General features: G+C 69.9%; 3 protein-coding genes. All 3 read right to left on the bottom strand.

Annotated features, from left to right (window positions below; translation table 11 throughout):
• Nucleotides 1-1320: 1320 nt before the first annotated feature.
• Nucleotides 1321-3477, bottom strand: a complete 2157-nt coding sequence (locus FRW57_RS16105; RefSeq protein ID WP_152186473.1) for an ABC transporter ATP-binding protein — start codon at nucleotides 3475-3477, stop codon at nucleotides 1321-1323.
• Nucleotides 3474-5204, bottom strand: coding sequence for an ABC transporter ATP-binding protein (locus FRW57_RS16110; protein ID WP_137121888.1), 1731 nt, complete (start codon nucleotides 5202-5204; stop codon nucleotides 3474-3476). Before FRW57_RS16110 ends, FRW57_RS16105 begins: the two co-directional genes overlap by 4 nt.
• Nucleotides 5198-5847 (bottom strand): TetR/AcrR family transcriptional regulator (locus FRW57_RS16115; RefSeq protein WP_152186474.1); only part of this gene is annotated, 650 nt, incomplete at its 5' end. The genes FRW57_RS16110 and FRW57_RS16115, both read right to left, overlap by 7 nt.

The following is a 5847-nucleotide window of genomic DNA, read 5'->3' on the forward strand; positions in this document are numbered from 1 at the left end:
GCGTGCGATCGCCACGCTCGGCCTCGTCGGAGGGGCGCCCGGCGGCCTGCTGGCGATCGCGCTGCGGGTCGAGGTCACGGCCCGTTCGGTGCGGGCGGCCGCAGCGGCCTATGAAGCGGTCGACGCGGCCGTCGACCGGGCCCTCGACGAGGTGCAGGGCGAGCTGGTCCGGGGGGTCGGGCTCGCGATCGGGTCGGTGGCGCCGGAGGTGCTGCTGGGCGGCGGGGCGCTCGTTCTCGGCGACCGGCTTCACGACGCACTTCCGGACCCCGCGCAGGACGCACTCGAGGGGCTGCTGCTCCGCTCCGGCGTGTCGGCGGCGGCAGACGATCTCGCGCAGGACGCCGACGACCTCTGGCGCGCAAGCCTGTTCGAGGCCCCGTGGATCACCGACGTGGTCGCCGGTTCAGCACCGGAGCTCATGCAGGGCCTCGTCGAGGGCGCCGGGCCGTGGGCGGTGTGGGGCGTCAGGAGCGCGGCGTCAGCGACGGGTGCGCCCTGGCCGCCGACCTCCTACGAGGACGCGGTGGCCGTGATGATCGCGGGCGGTGCACTGTTCGGTGCCTTCGACGACCACGCGCCGCGCGAGGTGGGTCGCGTCGATCCGATGCCCGGGAGCCATCCACCCCGAGACCTGGCCGACCTGTTCAGTCAGGACGCCGGGCTCACCGATCACCGGGCCCACTCACGCGTCCGCATCGTGCAGGTCCCACAGCCGGACGGCAGCTCGGCGTGGATCGCGCAGATCCCGGGCACCCAGGAGTGGAGCCCACACGCCGGCACCAACCCGTTCGACCTCACCGGGGACCTGCACCTGATGGGTGGTGACACGACCACGGCGATGCGCTCGGTGCGCCGGGCCCTCGAGTCGGCGATGGCGGAGGCGGGCGTGCCTGCCGGTCAGCCGGTCCTGCTCAGCGGGCACAGTCAGGGCGGCATCGTCGCCGCGGCACTCGCCGCCTCCCCCTCCTTCCGCCGCCGCTTCCACGTCACCCGCGTCGTGACCAGCGGCGCACCCATCGCCCGGTTCGCGATTCCACCCTCCGTGCGCGTCCTCTCGCTGGAGCACGAGCAGGACATCGTGCCCCGGCTCGAGGGCCAGGCCAATCCCGACCGGGCCACCTGGGTGACGGTGCACCGGGACGTGTCCGGCGAGGTGCACGACCCGATCGCCGCGCACGACCGCACGCTCTATGCGGAGACTGCGCGCGACACCGAGGCCTCGACCGACCCGTCGCTCGTGGCGTGGCGCCGTGGCGAGGAGAGGTTCTTCCACGCCGGCGGCCGGATCCGTGAGTATGCCGTTGGCCGGGTGACTGGTCAGCCCTCGCCGGCCGGGCCCACCTCCGGCTCGGCCAGCTGCTCCGTCCCGCCGGCTCCGGGCACGCCGGCCCCGACCGACTCGAGCTCCAGCTCGGACTCGGCGTCCAGATCGGTTGCCGCGCCGCTGAACTGAGCCGAGTAGAGACGGTAGTAGGCACCTCGCTGCTCCAACAGCTGCTCGTGGCTGCCCTGCTCGACGATCTGGCCGGACTCCATCACGAGGATGAGGTCCGCGTCGCGGATCGTCGACAGGCGGTGCGCGATCACGAAGCTCGTCCGGTCGGTGCGCAGCGCATTCATGGCGCGCTGCACGAGCACCTCGGTGCGGGTGTCGACCGAGCTGGTCGCCTCGTCCAGGATCAGCAGGGACGGATCGGCCAGGAAGGCCCGCGCGATGGTGAGCAGCTGCTTCTCACCCGCGCTGACGTTGCTTCCCTCCTCGTCGATCACCGTGTCGTAGCCGTCGGGCAGCGTCCGCACGAACCGGTCGACGTACGTCGCCTCCGCCGCCTCGAGGATCTGTGCCTCGGTGGCCTCGAGGTTGCCGTAGGCGATGTTGTCGCGGATCGTGCCGCCGAAGAGCCAGGTGTCCTGCAGGACCATGCCGATCTGGCCGCGCAGGTCGTGCCGGGTCAGGTCGGTGAGGTCGACGCCGTCCAGGGTGATCCGTCCGGAGTCGAGCTCGTAGAACCGCATGACCAGGTTGACCAGGGTGGTCTTGCCCGCGCCGGTCGGCCCCACGATGGCGACCGTGTGGCCCGGGTCCGCGACCAGGGACAGGTCGTCGATGAGCGGCTTGTCGGGTTGGTAGCGGAACGACACGTGCTCGAACTCCACCCGCCCGTGCCGATCGGCGGGGAGCGACGTCCCGGTCCGCTCGGGCACCTGCTCGTGCGCGTCGAGCAGGTCGAAGACCCGCTCGGCCGAGGCCACCCCGGACTGCAGCAGGTTGGCCATCGAGGCGACCTGGGTCAGCGGCTGGGTGAACTGGCGGGAGTACTGGATGAACGCCTGCACGTCGCCGAGGCTCATCGAGCCTGAGGCGACCCGCAGCCCGCCGACCACCGCCACGATGACGTAGCTGAGGTTTCCGATGAACATCATCGCGGGCATGATGATGCCGCTGACGAACTGAGCCCCGAAGCTGGCCTGGAAGAGCTCCTCGTTCTTCTTCGCGAAGGAGGCCTCGACCTCCTTGGAACGACCGAAGACCTTGACCAGCTCGTGCCCGGTGAAGGCCTCCTCGATCTGGCCGTTGAGCTCACCGGTGTGGGTCCACTGCCGGACGAACAGCTTCTGCGAACGCTTGGCGATCTGCTGGGTCACGATGATCGAGACGGGGATCATCACCAGCGCGATGATGGCGAGCAGCGGTGAGACGACGAACATCATCACCAGGACACCGATCACGGTGAGCAACGACGTGAGCAACTGGCTCAGCGTCTGCTGCAGCGACTGCTGGATGTTGTCGATGTCGTTGGTGACCCGGCTCAACAGCTCGCCACGCGGCTGGTTGTCGAAGTAGCCGAGCGGCAGGGTGTTGACCTTCTCCTCCACCTGGCGGCGCAACCGCATCACGGTCCGCTGCACCGCGTCGTTGAGCAGGTAGCCCTGGATCCACATGAGCAGCGAGGCACCGACATACAGGGCGACGACGAGGAGCAGCACCCGACCGAGTGCGGCGAAGTCGATGCCGAGGCCCGGGGCGAGGGTGACGTCCGAGTTGGCCCGCATGCTCGCGAGCATGTCGGCGAAGTTGCTCTCGCCCTGGGCCCGTGCGGCTGCGATGGCCTGGTCGACCGTGATCCCCTGCGGGATCCGGCTGCCGATGAACCCGGCGAAGATGACATCGGTGGCGCGGCCGAGGATCTTGGGACCGAGCACACTCAGCCCGACACTGACCACCGCGAGGACCAGGACGGCGATCACGCGTGCCCGCTCCGGCCGCAGCTGTCGGATCAGGCGCTTGGCCGAGGGGCCGAAGTTCATCGACTTCTCGGCCGGCATGCCCATGCTGCCGAACTGGGGACCGCGCGACTGCGGCTTGTTGAGCCGCGGCGGAACGGCGGCCTGGCCCTCCGGCCCACCGGGCTGGGCGGGCTCGGTGTCGGGGGCGGGTGGCTCCTCGGGCCGCTGCCCGTGCTGGTCGGTCATGCCACCTCCTCCACGGCGAGCTGGGACTCGACGATCTCCACGTAGGTCGGGCAGGTCTCGAGCAACTGCTCGTGCCGCCCCACCCCCACGAGCCGGCCGTCCTCGAGCACGAGGATCTGGTCCGCGTCGGTGATGGTGGACACCCGCTGGGCCACGATGACGACCGTGGCCTCCCGCGTGTGCGGCCGCAGGGCCGCGCGCAGCCGGGCATCGGTCGCCAGGTCGAGCGCGGAGAAGGAGTCGTCGAAAAGGTAGACCTCGGGCTCGGCGACGAGGGCCCGCGCGATGCACAGGCGCTGCCGCTGGCCACCCGAGACGTTGGTGCCTCCTTGCGCGATCGGGGTCTCGAGCCCGTCCGACATCGCCTCGACGAAGTCACGCGCCTGCGCGACCTCGAGCGCCTGCCACAGCTGCTCGTCGGTGGCGTCGGGGTTGCCGTAGCGCAGGTTGCTGGCGACGGTGCCGGTGAACAGGTAGGGCCGCTGGGGGACGAGCCCGATGCGGTGCCACAGCAGCTCCGGATCGAGGTCACGCACGTCTACGCCGTCGATGCGCACCGTCCCGGCCGTGGTGTCGATGAGCCGGGCCAGCAGCCCGAGCAGGGTGGTCTTGCCGGCACCGGTGCTCCCGATGATGGCCGTCGTGCGGCCGGGAACCGCGCGCAGGGAGATGTCCTGCAACACGGGTTGGTCCGCACCGGGGTAGGTGAACCCGGCGTGGTCGAGCTCCACCAGGCCGCTGGCGACGGCTCGCACCGGCTGCGCCGGCGGCAGGACGGACGAGTGGGTCTGCAGCACCTCGCCGATCCGCTCCGCGCACACCGACGCGCGCGGGATCATGATCGCCATGAAGGTCGCCATCATCACCGACATGAGGATCTGCATGAGGTAGGTGAGGAACGCGGTGAGCGACCCGACCTCCATGGCGCCGCTGTCGACCCGGTGCCCACCAAACCAGAGCACGGCCACACTCGACGCGTTGAGGATCAGCATGACGGTCGGGAAGATGAGCACCATCAGCCGCCCGACGCCGACCGCGGTGGCGGTCAGGTCGGAGTTGGCCTCGCCGAAGCGCTGGGTCTCATGGGGCTCCCGAACGAAAGCCCGGACCACGCGGATACCGGTGATCTGCTCGCGCATGATCCGGTTGACCGCGTCGATCTTCTTCTGCATCAGCTTGAAGCCGGGCACCATGCGCCGGATGATCAAGCCGATCGAGATGACCAGGACGGGCACGGCCACGAGCATCAGCCAGGACAGCCCCACGTCCTGGCGCAGGGCCATGATGATGCCGCCGACGCACATGATCGGCGCCGCCACCATCATCGTGCAGCTCATCAGCACCAGCATCTGGACCTGCTGGACGTCGTTGGTGTTCCTCGTGATCAGCGACGGCGCGCCGAACTGGTTGACCTCCCGGGCCGAAAAGCTGCCCACCCGCGAGAACAGGGAGGTCCGCACGTCGCGCCCGAAGCTCATGGCGGTCTTGGCGCCGAAGTAGACCGCCACGACCGAGCAGATGATCTGCACCAAGCTGACGGCCAGCATCCAGATGCCGGTGTGCAGGATGTATCCCGTGTCCCCCACCGCGACACCCTTGTCGATGATGTCGGCGTTGAGGCTGGGCAGGTAGAGCGAGGCGATCGTCCCGACCAGCTGGAGCGCCACGACGGCGAGCAGCCAGGCCCGGTAGCGACCCAGTTGCGAACGCAGGAGTCGGATCAGCACGTGAGGTCTCCCGAGGTGGTGGCAACAGCGGGTATGCCGGGTGGGTGGGTGGCGAGCGTGCCGTCCAGCAGCACGTCGACGATCTGCGCCGGGGTCAGCAGGTGGTGGTCGGCGATCTGGGCATGACTACCCGAGAACGTGAGCAGCCGCATCAGATGGATCAGCTCGGCGGGCTCCACGCGCAGCAATCCACGGTCGGGCTCGATCAGGGCAAGCATGCGGGCGTGGGCCTGGTCCCGCCACGGATCGGCTCCGCCCTCCTCGCAGTTGTCCCGCGCCCGGGGTGGCTCGATCATGCCCACGGCCGCCATCAGGGCAAAGACGTCGAGGAAGCGGTTCTGCACCACTCGCACGATGTCGGTCAGCCGGTCCCGGAGGTCCTGGTCGGGGTCGACCGCCATCAGTCCGTCGACCAGCTTGCCGGGAGCGAAGGCGGCCCGGATCGCCTCGTCGACCAGCTCGTCCTTGGAGTCGAACACCCGGAAGATCGTCCCCTCGGCCACGCCGGCGGCCTCGGCGATCTGCCGGGTCGTCACGTCGCGCCCGTGCTCGAGGAGCAGCCCCAGCGTCGCTTCGATGAGCAGCGCCCGCCGCTCGTCGCGCGGCAGCGGCGTAGCGCGTCCCGACCGCCCGGATCGGGCAG

It is taken from the genome of Segeticoccus rhizosphaerae (genome assembly GCF_009192725.1).
GTDB lineage: Bacteria > Actinomycetota > Actinomycetes > Actinomycetales > Dermatophilaceae > Segeticoccus > Segeticoccus rhizosphaerae.

Bases quoted from the DNA above. Each gene is read 5' to 3' on its own strand.
- FRW57_RS16105 (WP_152186473.1), bottom strand. From the start codon at position 3,477: ATGACCGACCAGCACGGGCAGCGGCCCGAGGAGCCACCCGCCCCCGAC.